The organism is Salmonella sp. 32020114201800008SM, from assembly GCF_017572025.1.
In the GTDB taxonomy this organism is placed as follows: domain Bacteria; phylum Pseudomonadota; class Gammaproteobacteria; order Enterobacterales; family Enterobacteriaceae; genus Salmonella; species Salmonella enterica.
On record NZ_JAGEQM010000001.1, the window covers coordinates 744,798 to 763,834 of the forward strand.

Annotated in this window: 18 protein-coding genes; 15 read left to right on the top strand and 3 right to left on the bottom strand. The window is 51.3% G+C overall.

Going from position 1 to position 19,037, the window contains the following annotated elements; all coding sequences use genetic code 11:
* Positions 1-11 precede the first annotated feature (11 nt).
* The 3 genes from ychF to J4613_RS03760 all read left to right on the top strand — a co-directional run bounded on the left by ychF (position 12) and on the right by J4613_RS03760 (position 2,976).
* The gene (gene ychF / locus J4613_RS03750) at positions 12-1,103 is read left to right on the top strand and encodes a redox-regulated ATPase YchF (protein ID WP_000505850.1); all 1,092 of its coding nucleotides are present in this window, start codon (positions 12-14) and stop codon (positions 1,101-1,103) included.
* 758 nt (positions 1,104-1,861) lie between these two features.
* Positions 1,862-2,482 carry a hypothetical protein gene (locus tag J4613_RS03755; RefSeq protein WP_198871391.1) on the top strand — a complete coding sequence of 207 codons (621 nt, stop codon included), beginning with the start codon at positions 1,862-1,864 and terminating at the stop codon, positions 2,480-2,482.
* A gap of 38 nt (positions 2,483-2,520) precedes the next feature.
* Positions 2,521-2,976 carry a hypothetical protein gene (locus tag J4613_RS03760; RefSeq protein ID WP_000487337.1) on the top strand — a complete coding sequence of 152 codons (456 nt, stop codon included), beginning with the start codon at positions 2,521-2,523 and terminating at the stop codon, positions 2,974-2,976.
* A 483-nt stretch (positions 2,977-3,459) separates the two neighbouring features.
* Here the strand turns inward: J4613_RS03760 and J4613_RS03765 are convergent, their stop codons facing one another.
* Positions 3,460-4,725 carry a DUF4427 domain-containing protein gene (locus J4613_RS03765; protein ID WP_111742332.1) on the bottom strand — a complete coding sequence of 422 codons (1,266 nt, stop codon included), beginning with the start codon at positions 4,723-4,725 and terminating at the stop codon, positions 3,460-3,462.
* A gap of 494 nt (positions 4,726-5,219) precedes the next feature.
* On the opposite strand from J4613_RS03765, the gene hyaA reads away from it, so the two are divergent.
* The 11 genes from hyaA to J4613_RS03820 all read left to right on the top strand — a co-directional run bounded on the left by hyaA (position 5,220) and on the right by J4613_RS03820 (position 17,174).
* Positions 5,220-6,338 carry a hydrogenase 1 small subunit gene (gene hyaA / locus J4613_RS03770; protein WP_001058312.1) on the top strand — a complete coding sequence of 373 codons (1,119 nt, stop codon included), beginning with the start codon at positions 5,220-5,222 and terminating at the stop codon, positions 6,336-6,338.
* Positions 6,335-8,128, top strand: coding sequence for a Ni/Fe-hydrogenase large subunit (hyaB, locus tag J4613_RS03775; RefSeq protein WP_000070988.1), 1,794 nt, complete (start codon positions 6,335-6,337; stop codon positions 8,126-8,128). Before hyaA ends, hyaB begins: the two co-directional genes overlap by 4 nt.
* A gap of 18 nt (positions 8,129-8,146) precedes the next feature.
* On the top strand, positions 8,147-8,878 hold the full coding sequence (gene hyaC, locus J4613_RS03780; RefSeq protein ID WP_000147031.1) for a Ni/Fe-hydrogenase b-type cytochrome subunit: 732 nt from the start codon (positions 8,147-8,149) through the stop codon (positions 8,876-8,878).
* Positions 8,875-9,471, top strand: a complete 597-nt coding sequence (gene hyaD / locus J4613_RS03785; RefSeq protein WP_000993801.1) for a hydrogenase 1 maturation protease — start codon at positions 8,875-8,877, stop codon at positions 9,469-9,471. The genes hyaC and hyaD overlap by 4 nt, the downstream gene beginning before the upstream one ends.
* Positions 9,461-9,865, top strand: a complete 405-nt coding sequence (gene hyaE / locus J4613_RS03790) for a hydrogenase-1 operon protein HyaE (protein ID WP_001579618.1) — start codon at positions 9,461-9,463, stop codon at positions 9,863-9,865. Before hyaD ends, hyaE begins: the two co-directional genes overlap by 11 nt.
* A complete protein-coding gene (locus J4613_RS03795; RefSeq protein ID WP_111742331.1) occupies positions 9,862-10,710 on the top strand; it encodes a hydrogenase expression/formation protein in 849 nt (282 codons plus the stop codon). The genes hyaE and J4613_RS03795 overlap by 4 nt, the downstream gene beginning before the upstream one ends.
* 74 nt (positions 10,711-10,784) lie before the next feature.
* Positions 10,785-12,329 (top strand): cytochrome bd-II oxidase subunit 1, encoded by a 1,545-nt coding sequence (gene appC / locus J4613_RS03800; RefSeq protein WP_000263613.1) that lies wholly within the window; start codon positions 10,785-10,787, stop codon positions 12,327-12,329.
* 11 nt (positions 12,330-12,340) lie between these two features.
* On the top strand, positions 12,341-13,477 hold the full coding sequence (appB, locus tag J4613_RS03805) for a cytochrome d ubiquinol oxidase subunit II (RefSeq protein ID WP_000888118.1): 1,137 nt from the start codon (positions 12,341-12,343) through the stop codon (positions 13,475-13,477).
* 12 nt (positions 13,478-13,489) lie between these two features.
* On the top strand, positions 13,490-13,579 hold the full coding sequence (cbdX, locus tag J4613_RS03810; RefSeq protein WP_000270301.1) for a cytochrome bd-II oxidase subunit CbdX: 90 nt from the start codon (positions 13,490-13,492) through the stop codon (positions 13,577-13,579).
* A gap of 394 nt (positions 13,580-13,973) precedes the next feature.
* Positions 13,974-15,248 (top strand): Glu/Leu/Phe/Val dehydrogenase, encoded by a 1,275-nt coding sequence (locus J4613_RS03815; protein ID WP_001519734.1) that lies wholly within the window; start codon positions 13,974-13,976, stop codon positions 15,246-15,248.
* A 213-nt stretch (positions 15,249-15,461) separates the two neighbouring features.
* Positions 15,462-17,174, top strand: a complete 1,713-nt coding sequence (locus J4613_RS03820; RefSeq protein WP_023261196.1) for an alpha,alpha-trehalase — start codon at positions 15,462-15,464, stop codon at positions 17,172-17,174.
* Between the two features lie 62 nt (positions 17,175-17,236).
* Here J4613_RS03820 and J4613_RS03825 read toward each other — a convergent pair whose 3' ends face one another.
* The gene (locus J4613_RS03825; RefSeq protein ID WP_000511323.1) at positions 17,237-17,491 is read right to left on the bottom strand and encodes a GlsB/YeaQ/YmgE family stress response membrane protein; all 255 of its coding nucleotides are present in this window, start codon (positions 17,489-17,491) and stop codon (positions 17,237-17,239) included.
* Positions 17,492-17,659: 168 nt separating this feature from the next.
* Between J4613_RS03825 and ycgR the strand changes: the two genes are divergently transcribed.
* Positions 17,660-18,394, top strand: coding sequence for a flagellar brake protein YcgR (gene ycgR / locus J4613_RS03830; protein WP_079798330.1), 735 nt, complete (start codon positions 17,660-17,662; stop codon positions 18,392-18,394).
* 13 nt (positions 18,395-18,407) lie between these two features.
* Here the strand turns inward: ycgR and emtA are convergent, their stop codons facing one another.
* Entirely contained in the window at positions 18,408-19,019 is a 612-nt protein-coding gene (gene emtA, locus J4613_RS03835; protein ID WP_000776974.1) for a membrane-bound lytic murein transglycosylase EmtA, read from the bottom strand.
* Between the last annotated feature and the right edge of the window lie 18 nt (positions 19,020-19,037).

Sequence of the window (19,037 nt, forward strand, 5' to 3'; positions counted from 1 at the left end):
TGAGTTAAATCATGGGATTCAAATGCGGTATCGTCGGTCTGCCCAACGTCGGGAAATCCACCCTGTTCAACGCGCTGACAAAAGCCGGTATTGAAGCGGCAAACTTTCCGTTCTGCACTATCGAACCGAATACCGGTGTCGTGCCGATGCCCGATCCGCGTCTGGACCAGTTGGCTGAGATTGTTAAACCGCAGCGCATTCTACCAACCACGATGGAGTTCGTGGATATCGCCGGTCTGGTAAAAGGCGCATCCAAAGGCGAAGGGTTGGGTAACCAGTTCCTGACCAATATCCGTGAAACTGAAGCTATCGGTCACGTGGTTCGCTGCTTTGAGAACGACAATATCATCCATGTGGCGGGTAAAGTAAACCCGGCAGAAGATATTGATGTTATCAATACCGAACTGGCGCTGGCTGACCTCGATACCTGCGAGCGCGCTATCCATCGCGTACAGAAGAAAGCCAAAGGCGGCGATAAAGACGCCAAGGCGGAACTGGCCGCACTGGAAAAATGCCTGCCGCACCTGGCCGAAGCGGGGATGCTGCGTTCGCTGGACCTGACGGACGAAGATAAAGCGGCTATCCGTTATTTAAGCTTCCTGACGCTGAAGCCGACAATGTATATCGCTAACGTCAATGAAGACGGTTTTGAAAATAACCCGTATCTGGACCAGGTTCGCGAAATCGCCGCCAAAGAAGGTTCGGTCGTGGTTCCGGTGTGTGCCGCCGTCGAAGCTGATATTGCTGAGCTGGATGATGACGAGCGCGACGAATTTATGGCTGAACTGGGTCTGGAAGAGCCGGGGCTGAACCGCGTTATTCGCGCGGGTTATCGCCTGCTGAACCTCCAGACCTACTTTACCGCCGGGGTGAAAGAAGTTCGCGCATGGACCATTCCGGTTGGCGCAACCGCGCCGCAGGCAGCAGGTAAAATCCATACCGACTTCGAAAAAGGCTTTATCCGCGCCCAAACTATCGCCTTTGACGACTTTATTACCTATAAAGGTGAACAAGGCGCGAAAGAAGCCGGTAAGATGCGAGCGGAAGGCAAAGATTACATCGTTAAAGATGGCGATATAATGAACTTCCTGTTCAACGTCTAAATAACATTTGTTGTCTTATGAGGTTTCATTGAACCTCATGACAGCGGTAAAACCCTATAAAATCCACGCCATTGCGTGGATTTTTCATTTCACAATGTCTCAACTCATCTCGTAACAATGCTGTCAAAAATGAGTACGACATTCTTCCATCTTCATTTTAAGTAAATACAAGAACGGTATAATAAATAAACAAGGCCCCGTTATGCTCACCGATACGCAATGCCGCACTGCCAGGGCCATAGTGTGAATGTTGTTTCGTCTAAGGTTTTGACTCTATACCAGCGAAAAGCTTTTTAGAAAGGTATAGATACCGTATGGCCTGTTTGGGTTAACTCATATCACAGTATCGTACATAGCGTCAGATCTTGTTCAGGTGTTCCCCCCTACACTCACCACCGGGGCTCTTAGGGCAACTGCATGAACTACAAAATTATAATCATTTTGCAATTCTGAAACTAATTATAATTTGCGATTGCACTGCCATTAATTTAATACGCATAATGAATGAATAAAAAATCATTAAAATCGTAGACTGTAATACTCCAGAATCGCGTGAAGGAATTCATATTAAAATATTGAGATGTTTTTTTAACAAAGAATCAACCCTGTTTGCTCTGTGACTATAGAGAAATACCGAAAGTTTTATTTTAGATCAAATCCAACCGGCTGGACGCACCATCATCAATTTTAGATTGACATTCATTAATAATAGTAGAATAGTGACCATAGAAATTTCGGTAGATATACAGGATGATGCCGTGGATAGTTTTATTTATAATTTAATCATTTTCTTATTTATTGCCTTTTTGATAGCATTTTTTATATTCACACAAAGAATAAAAGCTAAAGCAATAGATAAAATTGACAATAGTTTGACGCTTTACAGCATTATCTTTAACAAGGGCGTTCAGGACCATGTCACATCTCCTCAGAATATCATATCACATTTAAAAATCGATCGTTTTTACCCGTTGGTCACTTACCTCCCTGCAATCCCACTCTTTTTTCTTGTTTTATATTGCCAGGAAGGCTTGTCATTAGCAATATTAACAATTTCCATCATAGCATTACTTTCATTTGCTGCATTGAGTCTTACAATGTCACTTGATATATATGAAAATGCTATTGTTCATAATACTTTGCTAAGGAAAAGAGTCTTTTTATTTAGCCAACTTGACTCTATTGATGAAAAAATAGACTATGACGGTGTTCCAAACACAAAAGAAGAAGCGCTAATGTATCCAAGATATTATGCCATAGTAAAAAATGGGCGAGTCATCTTTTGCATACCGAAAACACTTAGCAATTACTCCAGTTTCAAAAAAAATTTCAATCAATCGTCTATTTTTATAAAAGAAATAATAGGCAACGAATATTAACCAGATAATTAACTCATTATTTATCAGGAAGGTATAAAATGTTTCAGAATTCAGGCGAAGTGATTATGTACTTCGGTTGTTTTTTATTTTCCTTACCATTTATTCTTGTTTTAATTAGAAAAGTGCTTTTTTTTGTTGGGCTACAATATAATTTTCTTCATAGCCACAAAGCAGGTGTCGCTTTTGGATTGCTACTTATATATGGACTTATCATCGCATACATAGGGCAGTCGTATAAAGACAGGATCTGCAATGATGTGATGCTTTCTTATTATGAACAAGGTATAAATTATTCTGAGCTAACGCCATCGCAGAGGATAAATATATTATATGCGAGTATTCATATGCCTATAGATTTCAAAAAAGGTAACGACGTCTCTAAGTACTTACCTGCGTTAGAAAAATATACATACCAATCAAAAATATATAAACATAAATCAATAGAAGAGGCCAAAGAAGAGACAAATCAATTTATGAAAACATTCACACAATAATTATACACACTGCATACCAAGCCACAAGTGCGGTAAACACATCGACCTTTGGTGTATTGGTGTACATTAACACTAAGAGCCTATCCCACCAGGCGTTATTGGCGCAGCCAGTTTGGACACGGACAGCGCGCAAAAACCGGAGCGTACACGTAGTACGTGAGGTTTGACTCGCTACGCTCGCCCTTCGGGCCGCCGCTAGCGGCGTTCAAAACGCTAACGCGTTTTGGCGAGCACTGCCCAGGTCCAAAATGGCAAGTAAAATAGCCCTAATGGGATAGGCTCTAAGCGTCAATCCCTCTTACACAGTTATAGCAGCGCACCAGGTACAATGCATTGATACTTAAAGACTGGTGTAGAAATTCATAATTGGAAACATCGAAGATTCAGAGTTTTCGTCAGAGATCGGGCCAGAGTCAATCTGGCCGGGATCTCAAAAATGCATGGAGCTAAAACGAGTCTATTTACAGTAAGTTCTTTTCTTAATTACCAGTCGACATTCACTGTATGGTTATAAAAAGGATGCTGATCCTTTAGCGGCGTCTCATAACTTGGGATCGCATCATAATCATCTTTTCCCCGAACGGAATACCTTCCCGCTTCGATATCAAAACGATGTTTGAGCCATCCCGCGACATGACTTGCGAAAGCCTCTTTTCTTCTTAATGGCCAATCGACAGAAGCCAAATTAACATCTAATAAGTACCGCCCTTCTTTATTAACCTTGATCATTCCAGCCTGCAGTAACGCCCGTACCACCTGGGATTGGTTATCATGAATCCAGACCCAGGCATTTCCAAATTCCATTGCATAGCTATCATTTAAAAAATCTTTTTTTGAAAATAATTCACTTACATAATCATTGATAGAGTCAGCATAATTTTTTACTTTAGATGCAGATAAATCAAAAAAAGATTCAAATTCGAAAGTATTGTCATTAATACAGGACAGTAACGCACCCGGTTCCGAGAGCTGGGTCCATGATTGTAAACTCTCTACAGCTATAATGAATTTGAAAGTATTTCTTCCAATGACACCCCGGTCAATTAAAGTTAAAATATCGTGAGCTACGGTAGGGATATCTTCTGCAAACGGGACGATTATTCCCGCACCACTTATTTCGCTTGATCTAAAATCAAACCCTGGGGTACTTTCAATGTTTTCCGGAATACCATACTCTTTAATATGATTAAGGAAATTATTAATATCGCCACGATATGGCCATCGCCATTCGCGTTCATGTGTCCAGTCAATCTTACCTGGAACATAAGTAACATATCTATATTGTTCAATCAGAGGAAGAGCCGTTTCATCAAGAATGCGTTCCCCATATCTGCCTTGCGAGCATCGAGCATTGTTATGCTGATCCAACCCATATATGACTGGCCTTGCCCCATAATTAAACATTTGCTCTTTAGGTAAAACGATTGCATATAAACCAATATTTTCATTTCGTTCTAATCGGCGAACACCAGTTTCTAAATAAGCTGCAATCGGCATATCTGTAAAGCATACCACCGGGGAATCACCATATACGGTTCGTTGCCCATTTCGGTATGACCAGGACGAGAAAATTTTATGACTGCGTAAAGATAATCGAAGTAAATATTTAGCATCAATGAAACATGCGTGGTGCTGATTATTAAAACCACAGTGCTCAGGCAAATAAATATGGCTACCGGTCTCTAAATTAACGTCCCGAAAAAAATGAATCAAATAATCGGATAAGTCAAATCTGATGTTATTTTTCATGGGACGCCCTCTTTCAAACAGTCTCTTTTTTGCATTCCTTTAAAACCAGCACCACTATTTTATATAAAAATCATCGCGAAGTATGCTTCTTTTAACGATGACATCAAATCCTCCCCCCTTTTGCATCAACTTACGCATCCCTGAAATGGCGAGAACAGGCTAAATCTACCCGAGGTCACTCGCTAAAAACCTCATCCCGGAACAAGCTCAACCGTCCTTCCCCGCCGCGGCCCTTTCGCCGAAAAACCGATAATGGGTATAAATATACCGCTATAAGCTATACCCACACACTTCACATTGTTTCTTATCGTTAATCCGATACGCTTTTTTCACATTATTTCTGGCGGTATACGCCGGTGCAAAGTGAATCGGGCTCGTTTCCGCGCTCGCGCGTAACACAATGATTTACCTTGCTGGCGGAACGTCAACGGACCCGCAAAAGCGCCTTATGCCCCTGGCGGAGCGTGGTGCAAAAAGGAGAAAAAATACGCGTTATGAATAACGAGGAGACCTTTTATCAAGCCATGCGTCGTAAGGGAGTGACCCGACGCAGCTTTCTCAAATTCTGTAGCCTTGCCGCCACATCGCTGGGACTGGGCGCCGGAATGACGCCAAAGATCGCTTGGGCGCTGGAGAATAAACCGCGGATTCCGGTGGTCTGGATTCATGGACTGGAATGCACCTGCTGTACCGAATCCTTTATCCGTTCCTCGCACCCGCTAGCCAAAGATGTGATCCTCTCGCTGATTTCCCTCGATTATGACGACACCCTAATGGCCGCCGCCGGCGCACAGGCCGAAGAAGTCTTTGACGATATTACCACTCGCTACGCCGGGAAATACATTCTGGCGGTGGAAGGCAATCCGCCGTTAGGAGAGCAAGGAATGTTCTGTATCAGCGGCGGCCGCCCGTTTATTGAAAAACTGAAGAAAGCCGCCGCAGGCGCCAGCGCTATTATCGCCTGGGGAAACTGCGCCTCCTGGGGTTGCGTCCAGGCCGCCCGCCCCAATCCAACCCAGGCAACGCCTATCGATAAAGTGATCACCGACAAGCCGATCGTGAAAGTCCCTGGATGTCCGCCAATCCCGGATGTCATGAGCGCCATTATCACCTATATGGTGACGTTTGATCGTCTGCCGGAACTCGATCGCATGGGCCGTCCACTGATGTTCTACGGTCAGCGTATCCACGATAAATGCTACCGCCGCGCCCATTTTGACGCCGGTGAATTTGTCGAGAGCTGGGATGATGATGCCGCCCGCAAGGGATACTGTCTGTACAAGATGGGCTGTAAAGGGCCAACCACCTATAACGCCTGCTCCTCCACTCGCTGGAATGACGGCGTCTCCTTTCCTATCCAGTCCGGTCACGGATGTCTGGGATGTTCAGAAAATGGTTTCTGGGATCGCGGCTCGTTTTATAGCCGCGTGGTGGATATTCCCCAGATGGGTACCCATTCAACCGCCGATACGGTGGGGCTGACCGCGCTGGGCGTGGTCGCGGCGGGCGTTGGCGGTCACGCTGTCGCCAGCGCGCTCAACCAACGTAAACGCCACAAACAACAGTTAGCGCAAGCCGAACAACAGCCGGACAATGAGGATAAACAGGCATGAGTAACCAGTATCAAACCCAGGGTTATACCGTTAACGACGCCGGCCGTCGTCTGATCGTGGACCCGATTACCCGCATCGAAGGGCATATGCGCTGCGAAGTGAACATTGATGAGCAAAACGTCATTACCAATGCCGTTTCCTGCGGCACAATGTTCCGCGGGCTGGAGATCATTCTGCAAGGCCGTGACCCGCGTGACGCCTGGGCGTTTGTTGAACGTATTTGTGGTGTATGTACCGGGGTACATGCTCTGGCATCGGTGTACGCTATCGAAGATGCGATTGGTATCCAGGTGCCGGATAACGCCAATATTATACGTAACATCATGCTGGCTACGTTGTGGTGTCACGATCATCTGGTCCATTTTTATCAGTTAGCCGGTATGGACTGGATTGATGTTCTGAATGCGCTGAAAGCCGATCCGCGCGCCACCTCGCAGTTGGCGCAAAGCCTTTCCGCCTGGCCGATGTCATCGCCGGGCTACTTCTTTGACGTACAAAATCGATTAAAGAAATTTGTCGATGGCGGCCAGCTTGGGATATTCCGTAACGGCTATTGGGGACATCCACAGTACAAAATGTCGCCAGAGGCTAATCTGATGGGGTTTGCCCACTATCTTGAAGCCCTCGACTTCCAGCGCGAGATCGTCAAAATCCATACCATATTTGGCGGTAAGAACCCCCATCCTAACTGGATCGTCGGCGGAATGCCGTGCGCGATCAATCTCGATCAAAGCGGCGCGGTTGGGGCTATCAATATGGAGCGCCTCAACCTGGTGCAGTCGATCATCACCCGCACCGCCGACTTCATTAACAACGTGATGGTTCCGGACGCGCTGGCTATCGGCCAGTTCAATAAAGCATGGAGTCAAATTGGCACCGGTCTGTCGGATAAATGCGTGCTGAGCTACGGCGCATTTCCGGACATTGCCAACGACTTCAGCCAGCAAAGCCTGTTAATGCCGGGCGGCGCGGTGGTCAATGGCGACTTTAAAAATGTCATGCCGGTAGATTTGGCCGATCCGCAGCAGATACAGGAGTTTGTGGATCACGCCTGGTACCGCTATCCGGACGATCGGCTGGGGCGTCATCCTTTTGACGGCATTACCGATCCCTGGTACAACCCGGGTGATGTCAAAGGCAGCGATACGCATATCCAGCAGCTCAACGAGCAGGAACGTTACTCCTGGATTAAAGCGCCGCGCTGGCGGGGTCATGCCATGGAAGTCGGCCCGCTTGCCCGAACGCTTATCGCGTACCACAAAGGGGATGCCGCCACCATAGAGTCGGTAGATCGCATGATGTCCGCCCTTAAACTGCCGCTCTCCGGTATCCAGTCTACGCTTGGCCGTATTTTATGCCGCGCGCACGAAGCGCAATGGGCCGTCGGTAAGCTGCAGTATTTTTTCGACAGGCTTATGACCAACCTGAAAAACGGCGACCTGGCCACCGCCAATACCGAGAAATGGGAACCGGCCAGTTGGCCGCAGCACTGCCGCGGCATCGGTTTTACCGAAGCGCCTCGCGGAGCGTTGGGACACTGGGCGTCAATACGCGATCAGAAGATTGAACTCTATCAGTGCGTGGTCCCCACCACCTGGAACGCCAGCCCGCGCGATCCTAAAAAACAGATCGGCGCCTATGAAGCGGCATTGATGGGAACGCAAATGGCGATTCCCGACCAACCGTTAGAAATCCTGAGGACGCTGCACAGCTTCGACCCCTGCCTCGCCTGTTCAACCCACGTGCTCGGCGACGACGGCAGCGAACTGATTGCCGTCCAGGTACGCTAAGCGTTAAGGAAAAGAACGATGACTGGAAAGCTATCTCCACGCGTCGGGGAGGCGCGTGATACTGCCGTCAGCCACTATGTGTTTGAAGCGCCGGTACGCCTGTGGCACTGGCTAACGGTGGCCTGCATGTTGGTACTGATGGTAACAGGCTACTTCATTGGCCGACCGCTGCCGTCGGTGAGTGGCGAGGCGACCTATCTGTTTTACATGGGCTATATCCGGCTGATCCACTTTGCCGCCGCGATGATCTTTACCGTGTTACTGCTGGGGCGAATTTATTGGGCCTGTGTCGGCAACCGCTATTCGCGAGAGCTGTTTATCGTCCCGGTCTGGCGTCGCAGTTGGTGGCAAGGCGCTTTCTCCGTGGTCCGCTGGTATCTGTTTCTGGAGAAAAAACCGGGGAGCGACATCGGACATAACCCTGTCGCGCAGGCCGCGATGTTCGGCTATTTCCTGTTGTCGGTATTTATGATCCTCACCGGTTTCGCTCTGTTTGGCGAGCATAGCCAGTACGCCATCTTTGCGCCGTTCCGCTATGTAGTTGAATTTTTCTACTGGACCGGCGGCAACTCCATCGATATTCACAGCTGGCACCGACTGGGCATGTGGCTGATCGCCGCCTTCATCGTCGGGCACGTTTACCTCGCTATCCGGGAAGACATTATGTCCGACGATACGGTGATCTCCACCATGATCAATGGCTATCGCAGCCACAAATTCCCCAAACCGCACGACAAGGAGCCCTCATGAATGCGCAACGTGTAGTGGTGATGGGATTAGGAAACCTGCTGTGGGCCGATGAAGGATTCGGTATCCGGGTCGCGGAGCGTTTGTATGCCCGATATCACTGGCCTGAAGAGGTAGAAATTGTGGACGGCGGTACGCAAGGGCTAAACCTGTTAGGTTATGTTGAGCAAGCCAGCCATCTCCTGCTCCTTGACGCGATCGATTACGGCCTGGCGCCGGGCAGCCTGCGAACCTATGCCGGCGAGAAAATCCCCGCGTATCTCAGCGCCAAAAAAATGAGCCTGCATCAAAACAGTTTTTCCGAAGTTCTGGCGCTGGCCGACATCCGCGGGCATCTGCCCTGTCACATTGCGCTGGTCGGCCTGCAACCGGCGCTACTGGACGACTACGGCGGTAGCCTGAGCGAAATAGCTCGCGGCCAGCTACCGGCGGCGGAACAGGCCGCCCTGGCGCAACTGGCCGCCTGGGGGATCGTACCGCAGGCAAACGAGGTCGCACGCTGCCTGAACTATAAATGCCTGTCGATGGAAAATTATGAGGGAGTGCGCATACGTCAGTATCAGACACGTCTGGAGGGCAAAAGAAGTGGCGAATGACACCCCGTTCTCTGCGCTATGGCAACGCCTGTTAACCCGTGGATGGCAACCGGTAGAGGCTTCCACGGTAGACGACTGGATCAAACGGGTTGGAGATGGCGTCATCCTGTTAAGTAGCGATCCGCGGCGTACGCCGGAAGTCAGCGATAACCCGGTGATGATTGCCGAACTCCTGCGTGAGTTCCCGCAGTTTGACTGGCAGGTGGCGGTGGCCGACCTTGAACAAAGCGAAGCTATCGGCGATCGCTTTAATGTTCGTCGGTTTCCGGCGACGTTGGTTTTTACAGACGGCGAGCTACGCGGCGCGCTCAGCGGCATTCATCCCTGGGCTGAACTGCTCACGCTGATGCGTTCGATGGTTGACACTCCCGCAGCGCAGGAGACAGCACAATGAGCAACGCCTTTTTTCATCTGCTGGGGCCAGGTACGCAGCCTGATGACGCCAGTTTCTCGATGAATCCCTTACCGCTCACCTGTCAGGTCAATGGCGACCCAAGTATGGCGGCGCTGGAGCGCTGCGCTCACAGCCCGGCGGTGATGGCATTGTTGACCGATCTGCGAGGTCAGCTTGCCCGGCGCATTCCGGAAGTCGGCGACGTGCTGGGATGGGAGTTATCTCCCCTGAATGCCGATGATCTCTCATTCCTCAATACGTTATTGGGCGAAGGCGAAGTCTCGGTACGCATTCAGCATCCGGACGGGAGTGAAAGCGAGATCCAGGAGACCATCTTCTGCGGCCTGTGGCGGGTACGCCATCTGCATAACCGACGTCTGCTGACGGATCGTCTGGAAGCAGGTAGCGCGCCCCTGACATTGTGGCAAGCGGCGACTGCCGATACGTTGCCTGACGACTCTCTGCTGCCTCCGCCTGTCGCTGGCCTGATGAATGGACTGCCGCTGGCCCATGAATTATTGGCGCACGTACACGATCCAGCGTTGCAACCTCACAGCATCAATTTGACCCAACTGCCGCTCAGCGAAGCCGATCGTGTTTTTCTGGCGCGTTTATGCGGACACGGGAACATCCAGATTCGCATCTCCGGGTATGGCGAAAGCCAAATCAACGCCACAGCATTGCGCCATCTCTGGCATGTGCGCTGTCTGGACGCCCTTAAAGGGCCGTTGCTCGATAGCTATGAGATTTGTCCTTTGCCGGAGCTGGTACTGGCGGCCCCGGAAGATCTGGCCGATTCGCGCCAGCGCCTGGATAAAGTCTGCCGATGGCTGGAGACGCGCTAACGCTCTCAACAGGAACGTCACCGGTGTCCGGTACTGATTAGCTTTTTACTCTCTTTCTGCCTACAGGAGTTAGCATGTGGGATGTCATTGACTTATCGCGCTGGCAGTTTGCGCTGACCGCGCTGTATCACTTTTTATTTGTTCCTCTTACGCTTGGGCTGATTTTTTTGCTGGCCGTCATGGAGACGATCTATGTGGTGACGGGGAAAACCGTCTACCGCGATATGACGCGTTTCTGGGGCAAGCTCTTCGGGATCAATTTTGCTCTCGGTGTGGCTACCGGCCTGACCATGGAGTTTCAGTTCGGGACTAACTGGTCGCTCTATTCCAACTATGTGGGCGATATCTTCGGCGCGCCGCTGGCGATGGAAGCGTTACTGGCCTTCTTTCTCGAATCCACTTTTGTCGGCCTGTTCTTTTTCGGCTGGCAGCGGCTGAATAAATACCAACACCTGCTGGTCACCTGGCTGGTGGCCTTCGGCTCCAATATTTCAGCATTATGGATTCTGAATGCCAATGGCTGGATGCAGTATCCTACCGGCGCTCATTTCAACATCGATACGTTACGGATGGAAATGAGCAGCTTCAGCGATCTGGTCTTTAACCCGGTGAGCCAGGTGAAATTCGTCCATACCGTCATGTCCGGTTATGTCACCGGCGCCATGTTTATTATGTCCATCAGCGCCTGGTATCTGCTACGTGGCCGCGAGCGTGAGGTGGCCTTGCGCTCGTTTGCTATCGGCTCAGTATTCGGCACCCTGGCCATTCTGGGAACCCTGCAACTGGGGGACAGTTCGGCCTACGAGGTCGCCCAAATTCAGCCGGTGAAACTGGCTGCGATGGAAGGCGAATGGCAAACCGAACCCGCGCCCGCGCCGTTTCATCTGATTGCCTGGCCGCAGCAGGAACAGGAGCGTAATGCGTTTGCCGTGAAGATCCCTGCTCTGCTGGGTATTCTGGCCACCCATTCGCTGGATACGCCGGTTCCGGGGTTAAAAAACCTGATGGACGACGCTCTGCCGCGCCTGAAGCGTGGCCGGGAGGCCTGGCTGCTCATGCAGGAGATAGCGCAAGGCAATCGCTCGCCGCAGGTACTGAATGCGTTTCACGCCGTTGAGGGCGATCTGGGGTACGGCATTCTGCTGGCGAAATATGCCCCGGATATGAACCATGTGACGCCGGAGCAGTATCGTGCGGCCCAGCGTGGCGCTATTCCTCAGGTGGCGCCGGTGTTCTGGAGTTTCCGTATTATGGTCGGCTGCGGTTCGCTGCTGTTAGTGGTGATGTTGATTGCGTTGATACAGACGCTGCGAATGCGTATCGACCAGCATCGCTGGGTATTGCGTATGACGCTGTGGAGCCTGCCGTTACCGTGGATTGCCATTGAAGCCGGTTGGTTTATGACGGAGTTTGGCCGTCAGCCCTGGGCGATTCAGGACATTCTGCCGACCTGGTACGCTCACTCCGCGCTGACGCCGGGCCAGTTGGCCTTCTCAATGGGGCTTATCCTCGGACTTTACACCCTGTTTTTAATCGCGGAAGTCTATCTGATGCAGAAGTACGCGCGTCTTGGGCCGAGCGCCATGCAACATCAACAACAAGCGCAACAACAGGGATAAAGGAGACAATCATGTTGGATTATGAAACGTTGCGGTTCATTTGGTGGCTGCTGATCGGCGTCATCCTGGTGGCATTTATGGTAACTGACGGGTTTGATATGGGGGTCGGTTGCCTGCTCCCGCTGATAGCGCGTAACGATGACGAACGCCGGGTGTTGATCAATAGCGTCGGCGCCCACTGGGAAGGAAACCAGGTATGGTTGATCCTCGCGGGCGGGGCATTATTCGCCGCCTGGCCACGGGTCTATGCCGCCGCGTTTTCCGGTTTTTATGTGGCGATGATCCTGGTGCTGTGTGCCCTCTTCTTTCGCCCGCTGGCCTTTGATTATCGGGGAAAAATCGCCAATGCCCGCTGGCGCGCGCTGTGGGATACCGGTCTGGTTATCGGCAGCCTGGTTCCCCCAGTCGTATTCGGCATCGCGTTCGGCAACCTGTTTTTAGGCGTGCCGTTTGCCTTCACGCCGCAGCTTCATGTTAACTATTTTGGCACCTTCTGGCAGTTACTCTCGCCCTTTGCCCTACTGTGTGGATTATTGAGTCTGTCGTTGGTGATTATGCAAGGAGGCGTCTGGTTACAGTTGAAAACGGAGGGCGTTATTCGTCAACGGGCTCTGTCGGCCACCCGCCACAGCGCGCTGCTGATCGTGATCTGCTTCCTGCTGGCCGGTTACTGGCTGTGGGCCGGCGTTGATGGCTTTGTCTTACTCACGCAGGATGCCAACGGTCCTTCCAATCCGCTCTTAAAAGGCGTGGCGATACTCCCTGGCGCATGGATGAACCACTTTATACGCTCGCCGCTACTGCTCATCATCCCGTTGCTCGGTATGATCCTGCCGATTCTGGCTTTCTATGCCTGCCTTCGCGGTCAGACTATTCGTGGATTTCTGTTCGCTTCCCTGACCCAGGCCTGCGTCATCTTTACCGCCGGCATAACGCTATTTCCTTTTGTGATGCCGTCGAGTGTTAGTCCTCTCTCCAGCCTGACGGTGTGGGACAGCACCTCCAGCCAGATGACGCTCGAAATCATGCTGGTGATTGTGCTGATTTTTCTGCCGATCGTACTGCTCTATACGCTATGGAGCTATTACAAAATGTTGGGGCGTATCAACCTGGAGACCCTCCGCCGCAACGATCATGAACTTTATTAGGGAGCGGGAGCGATGTGGTATTTACTGTGGTTTGTCGGCATTCTGCTGATGTGCTCACTGTCGACACTGGCGCTGGTATGGCTTGAGTCGCGTCAACAATAAAGAGGTAAACCGGGGCCAGCGCCGTCTGACTCCGGTTATTTTTATCTTTTTACGCGCCTGGCGAAGACGTTTCCCCGCCGACAGGACGACATAACATTGATACATGTCGTTATCATAACGTTTACTTTTAGAGGTGCGTCATAATTATGACAAATAGCCGCCTTGCACATATTGCGCATATTTAAGCAAATAATTGCATAATTAGTGATATATCACCTCTTATAACGGATAGTTAACCACTTCTCATCCAAAAACATAACGAAAATCCAACTGCCTGCCATTTTTGATCTGAGTTAATTGTTTAAAAAAGTGTTAAATTTATCGCTACATGGTGTGATCTACTATGTACCACGGTCAATTAAAGAACATATTACTTTTATCACTAAGGTTTATCATGGATAAGTTATCTTACGCTTCAGATAGCAGCACATCTGCCTGGAATACCTACCTGCAACAAATCGAGCGTGTGGCCCCTTATCTGGGCGAGTTATCCCCCTGGGTGGATACTCTGCGCCACCCAAAACGCGCTCTGATCGTCGATATTCCGGTACAAATGGATGATGGCACTATTCGTCATTTCGAAGGATATCGCGTGCAGCACAACCTCTCCCGAGGTCCGGGTAAAGGCGGTGTTCGCTACCATCCTGACGTTGATCTCAATGAAGTGATGGCCCTGTCAGCATGGATGACCATCAAATGTGCCGCGCTGAATCTGCCGTACGGCGGCGCCAAAGGCGGCATCCGCGTCGATCCGTTCTCGCTGTCGGAAGGTGAACTGGAGCGTTTGACCCGCCGCTATACCAGCGAGATCGGCATTATCATCGGGCCGCAGAAAGATATTCCTGCGCCGGATGTCGGCACCAACGGTAAAGTGATGGCCTGGATGATGGATACGTATTCCATGAATCATGGCACGACGGTCACTGGCGTCGTCACCGGTAAGCCTATCCATCTTGGCGGTTCGCTGGGCCGTGAAAAAGCGACGGGGCGCGGCGTTTTCGTCAGCGGGCTGGAAGCCGCGCGTCGGGCGAATATCGCCGTTGAAGGCGCTCGCGTTGCGGTTCAGGGTTTTGGTAACGTCGGCAGCGAAGCCGCGCGTCTGTTTGCAGGCGCTGGCGCCCGTGTCGTGGCGATTCAGGATCATACCGCGACGCTGTTTAACGCCACCGGTATTGACATGAAGGCGCTCACGGCATGGCAGACAGAACACAAACAGATAGCCGGTTTCCCGGGCGCGGAAACTATCGCCAGCGATGCGTTCTGGCGTCTGGAGATGGATATTCTGATCCCGGCGGCGCTTGAAGGTCAGATAACTCGTCAGCGCGCGGAAGCCCTGACGTGTAAGCTGGTGCTGGAAGGGGCTAACGGCCCGACCTATCCGGATGCTGATGATGTTCTGGCCAGCCGTGGTATCCTTGTGGTGCCTGACGTGGTCTGTAACGCAGGCGGCGTAACCGTCAGCTACTTCGAATGGGTACAAGATATGGCCAGCTTCTTCTGGAGCGAAGAAGAGATCAACGCGCGCATGGACAAAATCATGACCGACGCTATCGTCCATGTCTGGGAGAAAGCGACTGAGAAATCCTGTTCTCTGCGCACCGCAGCCTATATTGTCGCCTGTGAGCGCATTCTGTTGGCCCGTAAAGATCGCGGTATCTATCCGGGTTAAGGCGACAAATCATTACGCTAAAATCCACGTCCCGGCGTGGATTTTTTGTCTGTATACCCCGTTTTCCACGCGCGCGCCGATAAATTCTGTCTCAATAAAATGTCTGTTTGTTCGCAAAATAGCGGTTCAATCACGCGTATCTGGTCATCGTAGACTAAGGTTTTGTCATGGTAAATGCCGTTGGCTTTGGCTCACCGCTAAGGAGATAACTTGATGATACCCCCAGAGATTCGCCGTTCTGTTCTACTGCAGAAAGCCATAAAACTAGCGCTGGCAGGGACGCTGCTGACGTTTGCATCGTTTTCGGCGACTGCCGCAGACCCGTCTTCCGACACTGAAACTCCGCAGCCGCCGGATATTTTGCTTGGCCCGCTCTTTAATGATGTCCAGAATGCAAAACTCTTCCCCGATCAGAAAACCTTTGCTGACGCTATACCTAATAGCGATCCGCTCATGATTCTTGCGGATTATCGTATGCAGCGGAACCAGTCCGGCTTCGATTTGCGCCATTTTGTTGATGTTAACTTCACCCTGCCGAAAGCGGGTGAAAAATATGTCCCGCCTGCCGGGCAGTCATTGCGTGAACATATTGATGGCCTGTGGCCGGTGCTGACCCGTTCAACTAAAAACGTCGAAAAGTGGGACTCGCTCTTGCCGTTGCCTGAATCCTATGTCGTGCCGGGTGGTCGATTCAGAGAGATTTACTACTGGGACAGCTACTTTACGATGCTGGGGCTGGCGGAAAGCGGGCACTGGGATAAGGTGGCGGATATGGTGGCGAACTTTGGTTACGAAATTGACGCCTGGGGGCATATTCCTAACGGCAACCGTACCTACTACCTGAGTCGTTCGCAGCCGCCTTTCTTTGCGTTTATGGTTGAGTTACTGGCGCAACATGAAGGTGACGATGCGCTGAAAGAATACCTGCCGCAACTGCAAAAAGAGTACGCCTACTGGATGGAGGGCGTTGAGACATTGCAGCCAGGGCAACAAAACCAACGCGTCGTCAAACTGGAGGACGGCAGCGTTCTCAACCGCTACTGGGACGATCGGGATACGCCCCGCCCTGAATCCTGGGTTGAAGATATCGCTACCGCCAAAAGCAACCCCAACCGCCCGGCAACGGAGATCTATCGAGACCTCCGATCTGCCGCCGCCTCCGGCTGGGATTTCAGCTCCCGCTGGATGGATAATCCGCAGCAGCTCAGTACCATCCGTACCACCACGATTGTCCCTGTCGATCTTAACGCTCTGCTGTATCAGCTGGAGAAAACCCTCGCCCGCGCCAGCGCTGCGGCGGGCGATCGGGCCGAAGCCTCGCAATATGACGCGCTGGCCAACGCGCGGCAAAAAGCCATTGAAATGCATCTGTGGAATAACAAAGAGGGTTGGTATGCCGACTACGATCTGCAGAACAATAAAATCCGTGACCAACTCACCGCTGCCGCGCTGTTCCCGCTCTATGTAAACGCCGCCGCGAAAGATCGCGCCGCGAAAGTGGCGGCGGCGGCCCAGGCGCATCTGCTACAGCCTGGCGGGCTGGCTACCACCTCGGTTAAAAGCGGACAGCAATGGGATGCGCCAAACGGCTGGGCGCCGTTACAATGGGTCGCTGCCGAAGGATTGCAAAATTATGGGCAGGATGACGTGGCAATGGAAGTCACCTGGCGCTTTTTAACCAATGTGCAGCACACCTACGATCGCGAGAAAAAACTGGTCGAAAAATATGATGTCAGCAGCACCGGAACCGGCGGTGGCGGCGGCGAATATCCACTTCAGGACGGCTTTGGCTGGACCAACGGCGTGACGCTGAAAATGCTCGATCTGATTTGTCCGCAGGAAAAACCGTGCGATAGCGTACCGTCTACTCGTCCGGCATCGTTAAGCGCAACGCCGACAAAAACGCCGTCTGCAGCGACGCAGTAACGCGTGTTTATAGTAGGTTGACCCGGTGCTGACCGGGTCAACGCTTACACGTTCTGCAGCGGTTAGCCGCGTCGCAGAAGGCGGAAAATCACCAGCACCACGATCGCGCCCACCACGGCGACCAGGAAACTGTGCAGATTAAAGCCGCTGATACTGCCGCCAATACCAAACATCGTCGCCAGCCATCCGCCAACGACCGCCCCGACGATACCGAGAATACAGGTCAGGATAAATCCCCCGCCATCGCGCCCCGGCATAAGCAATTTGGCGATAACGCCGGCAATCAAACCAAAAACAATCCAGGCGATAATTCCCATTTGCGAACCCTCTTTCCAGTAAAAACGTTTTAAGTATAGGCAAAGTCGAGCGTCGCATTTCTGAACACTGATTTATCTCGCGGACATAAAAATTTATTTATCGCTATTAAGTTCTTTCTACTGATGCCGATAACCCAACGATAGTCTGCGTATCAGGGGTTATTTCGTGTGAGTGGTTACAATGAGCAGTTCCTGAAAAAAAATCCATTAGCGATATTAGGCGTGCTACGGGATTTAAATAAAAATCAGGTTCCACTGCGTATTTCATGGGCGCATGGTCAATTCATCAGTAAAATTTTGGCGGTAGACCCGGAAAAACTCATCGTGGATTACGGCAGCCAGGAATATGAAAATAGCGCCGTATTACGTGCCGGGCAGGTAACCATTATCGCAGAAACGCAGGGCGCAAAAGTCGAGTTCACGTTGCCGCAACTCGTTACAGGCGAATATCAGCGGCTGCCGGCCTTTATCACGCCCCTGCCGTCGTCACTGTGGTTTGTCCAGCGCCGGGAGTATTTTCGTATTGGCGCGCCGCTGTATCCGCCTTATTACGGCGTCACCACGCTACCGGACACCCGTACGTTACGTTTTCGCCTGTTTGATCTTTCCCTGGGCGGCATGGGCGCGCTACTGGAATCCGCCATCCCCGACGGACTAATCGAAGGCGCGCGCTTTTCGCAGGTTGAACTGAACATGGGGCCATGGGGGATTTTTCACGTTGACGCCCAGCTTATCGCCATCAGCGAGCGTAAGGTGATTGATGGGAAAAATGAAACGATCACCACTCCCCGCCTGAGCTTTCGTTTCCTTAACGTTAGCCCGGCGGTGGAGCGGGAGTTGCAGCGGATTATTTTTTCGCTTGAGCGCGAGGCCCGAGAAAGGGCGAATAAAGTGCGAGAATAATCTTCACGCTAAACTACATGGCGTCCAGCGCCTGCTGAAGCTTCCAGATATAGCGCGGCGCCTGCGGCGCGGGATGATTATCAACAACATGTTCAAAAAACTCGTCCGCATCCAGATCGTTAATTTTTTCTATCGCCTTCTTCCTGTCGGATGAAAAAGTACGCAATAACGCGCCTGCGCCGTTAGCATAAGAGACGACCAGCGCATATTGCATCACCTGCGGATCTTTGATGCCGGCCAGCGGCCCATTTTCCAGAATGCTCAGATACGCCGCGCCCATTGAGATGTTACGCTCAGGGTTTTTCAGCTCGCTGGTGGTCGGTTCGCCACGCCAGCCCATACGACGGTAAACGTCGCGCCCGGAGGTCGACGCCTTTAACTGCATCAGGCCAATCGCATTGGACTTACTAACCGCGTTAGGGTTGCCGCCGGATTCAATGGCGATAATCGCGGTGATTAAATGTGGATCAACCCCCCATGCCGCCCCGGCTTTTTCACTGATGGGCATCCACTGCATCGCACGCTTTACAGGCACTTCGGCATTCCACGGCGGATTCCTGTAATCCTGTTTTGAGCTACAGCCAGCCAGTATTACTACCAAAAAAGCAAACCATCTTAATTTCACGTCATCTATCCTTATAGC